The organism is uncultured Campylobacter sp. (assembly GCF_938018145.1).
Lineage (GTDB): Bacteria > Campylobacterota > Campylobacteria > Campylobacterales > Campylobacteraceae > Campylobacter_A.
In genome coordinates this window covers 1-2,155 of record NZ_CALIII010000460.1, presented here as the reverse complement: position 1 = coordinate 2,155, position 2,155 = coordinate 1, and the positions used below count along the sequence as shown (strand labels likewise).

The window sequence follows — 2,155 nt, the reverse complement described above, 5'->3', positions numbered from 1 at the left end:
TCTTGCCGATGCAGACAAAAAATACGCCGCAAATTTGGCGCGCGAGCTAATAAGCCTCGGCTTTAAAATCATCGCCACCGGCGGAACGTATAAAATTTTAAATGACGCGGGCGTAGAGAGCGAGTTCGTCTACAAAATCAGCGAAGGTCGCCCAAACGTCGAGGACAAGCTCAAAAACGGCGACATCGCGCTTGTCATCAACACCAGCGACAGCAAGTCAAACAGCGAGGACGGCAAGAAAATCAGACAAAACATCATGCGATTTAAGATCCCGTATTTCACGACGATGTCGGCGGCTCTAGCGGCGGCTAAATCGCTAAAAAGCGTGCAAGACGGCAGCGCGCTGGAGGTTAAGAGCTTGCAGGAGTATCTTGGATGACGCAAAAGCAATGCGTTATAGAGGCTTTAGTTAATCTCGGCGGTATGGCTACTTTCTCGCAACTTTACGCTAAGACCAATACTAGCAAATGGGGAACGAAAACTCCGTTTGCTAGTATAAGAGGTATAGTGCAAACTAATAAAGAATTTTATAAAATTAGACCCGGGCTTTGGGGGCTTAAGGATTTCGAGGCGCAAAATACGGCCAAAACCGGCGATGGTAAAAGCGGAATAAATCCGAGTTTTACTCACGCATATTATCAAGGTATTATCGTAGAGATTGGGAATCTAAGGAATTTTCAGACATATGTACCGGCGCAAGATAAAAACAAGCTTTATCTTAATAAAAAATTAACCGAATTAACGACTTTAAAAGAAATTTATAACTTCAGCTATGAAAACATCGTAAATAAAGCAAAAAACGTCGATGCAATATGGTTTAATCGCAGAAATTTGCCCGATGCGTTTTATGAAGTAGAACACAGTACCGACTTTAAAAACTCTCTAAATAAATTTTACGAACTTCAAGACTTTAACGCCAAAATGTTTATAGTAGCCGATTTGCAAAGAAAAAAGCAATTTGACGGCGTTTTAAAAGATAGCATTTATGAAAGTATAAGCAAAAAGGTAAAGTTTGCTTGCTATGAAGATATCATAAAGCAATACGAAAAAGAGAGCGAAATCGGTAAAATTCCTATGGGAATTTAATGAAAGAATTTGAAGTAGAGATCGTCGAAACTTCGGCGAAGAGAGTCGTTATTAAAGCGAAAAATAAAGAAGAAGCGTGTAAGATCGCTCGAGCGGCTTACGAAAACAGCGAGATTGTTTTAGGTGCGGAGGACTTCGTTTGTGCGGATTTTAAAACGATGACCTGGGACGAGCCGAAAACTAAATTATAGGGATTTTATGGAACCGAATTTAACAAATTTTAGCGACTTTTTACGCTCGCTTAGAAAGACGAACGCGAGCCTTGGCTACTTTACCGACTTTAACAAATGCGGCGAAAATCTAAAAGCCGTTTCCATTAAGCTTCATACGCTTGATTTTTTGCTCGGTTCAAAAGATTTGAAAACCGATATTTTCACTCTTAAAATACTCTGAAACCGTTCGAGAGAAATTTACGCCGCCTCGATTTTTCCGCGCGTTCGTATCGAGTCCGACCTCTACTCCAAAAACGTAATCGTACAAATTTTTAATCTTCCCGTCTATAAAAATTTTATCTAGTCCTGTCTGATGACAAAATTCGTAAATTTTTTCCGGACTTTCAAAATAACATCCAAGCTTTGTAATCTCGTCATCTACTGTAACCACGTCTATATTTTTATCTCTAACGGCTATAAGTAAATTTAGCGCATCGAAACACTCTTTGTTTTGCCTAAAAAGAGTGAAAATATCGGCTTTCAAACCGAGGTTAGCAGTAGGAATTTTGCTCTAAATTTAGGAAGCGATCAAAAGATCTTCGATTTTGTCATTAGGGCGGGCGGTATAACGTATCTGATTGAAACTAATTTTTACGGCACCGGAGGTTCGAAGTTGAACGAGGTTGCGCGAGCTTATACTGAGATATCACAGAAAATAGCCCTTTGTGGTGGATTTAAGTTTGTCTGGATAACGGATGGACAGGGCTGGCTTGCGGCTAAGAATAAGCTCGAAGAGGCTTACAAGAGCGTTAAAATTTACAACCTTGCCACGCTTAATTATTTTATAAAAGAGCTTAAAAATGTTTAGATTAGTGGATGACTTTAAGCTTTTTCAGGGGGATTGTTTTGAGATTTTG

The 2,155-nt window shown here is 39.7% G+C and carries 5 protein-coding genes and 1 pseudogene; 5 read left to right on the top strand and 1 reads right to left on the bottom strand.

Annotated features, from left to right (window positions below):
* The 4 genes and pseudogenes from carB to Q0338_RS10815 all read left to right on the top strand — a co-directional run.
* Positions 1 to 379 (top strand): annotated as a pseudogene (carB, locus tag Q0338_RS10830) (carbamoyl phosphate synthase large subunit); the annotation flags it as partial.
* Positions 376 to 1,086, top strand: coding sequence for a hypothetical protein (locus Q0338_RS10825; RefSeq protein WP_298086724.1), 711 nt, complete (start codon positions 376 to 378; stop codon positions 1,084 to 1,086). The pseudogene carB and the gene Q0338_RS10825, both read left to right, overlap by 4 nt.
* The gene (locus tag Q0338_RS10820; protein ID WP_298086723.1) at positions 1,086 to 1,277 is read left to right on the top strand and encodes a DpnD/PcfM family protein; all 192 of its coding nucleotides are present in this window, start codon (positions 1,086 to 1,088) and stop codon (positions 1,275 to 1,277) included. Before Q0338_RS10825 ends, Q0338_RS10820 begins: the two co-directional genes overlap by 1 nt.
* Positions 1,278 to 1,284: 7 nt before the next feature.
* On the top strand, positions 1,285 to 1,479 hold the full coding sequence (locus Q0338_RS10815) for a DpnII family type II restriction endonuclease (RefSeq protein ID WP_234410270.1): 195 nt from the start codon (positions 1,285 to 1,287) through the stop codon (positions 1,477 to 1,479).
* Here Q0338_RS10815 and Q0338_RS10810 read toward each other — a convergent pair.
* A complete protein-coding gene (locus tag Q0338_RS10810; RefSeq protein ID WP_298086722.1) occupies positions 1,435 to 1,782 on the bottom strand; it encodes a DpnII family type II restriction endonuclease in 348 nt (115 codons plus the stop codon). The genes Q0338_RS10815 and Q0338_RS10810 overlap by 45 nt on opposite strands.
* On the opposite strand from Q0338_RS10810, the gene Q0338_RS10805 reads away from it, so the two are divergent.
* Positions 1,750 to 2,106 (top strand): DpnII family type II restriction endonuclease, encoded by a 357-nt coding sequence (locus tag Q0338_RS10805; protein WP_298086721.1) that lies wholly within the window; start codon positions 1,750 to 1,752, stop codon positions 2,104 to 2,106. The genes Q0338_RS10810 and Q0338_RS10805 overlap by 33 nt on opposite strands.
* Positions 2,107 to 2,155: the final 49 nt, after the last annotated feature.

Coding starts and splice junctions, on each gene's coding strand:
- Q0338_RS10815 (WP_234410270.1), top strand. CDS start 1,285: ATGGAACCGAATTTAACAAATTTTAGCGACTTTTTACGCTCGCTTAGA.
- Q0338_RS10825 (WP_298086724.1), top strand. CDS start 376: ATGACGCAAAAGCAATGCGTTATAGAGGCTTTAGTTAATCTCGGCGGT.
- Q0338_RS10820 (WP_298086723.1), top strand. CDS start 1,086: ATGAAAGAATTTGAAGTAGAGATCGTCGAAACTTCGGCGAAGAGAGTC.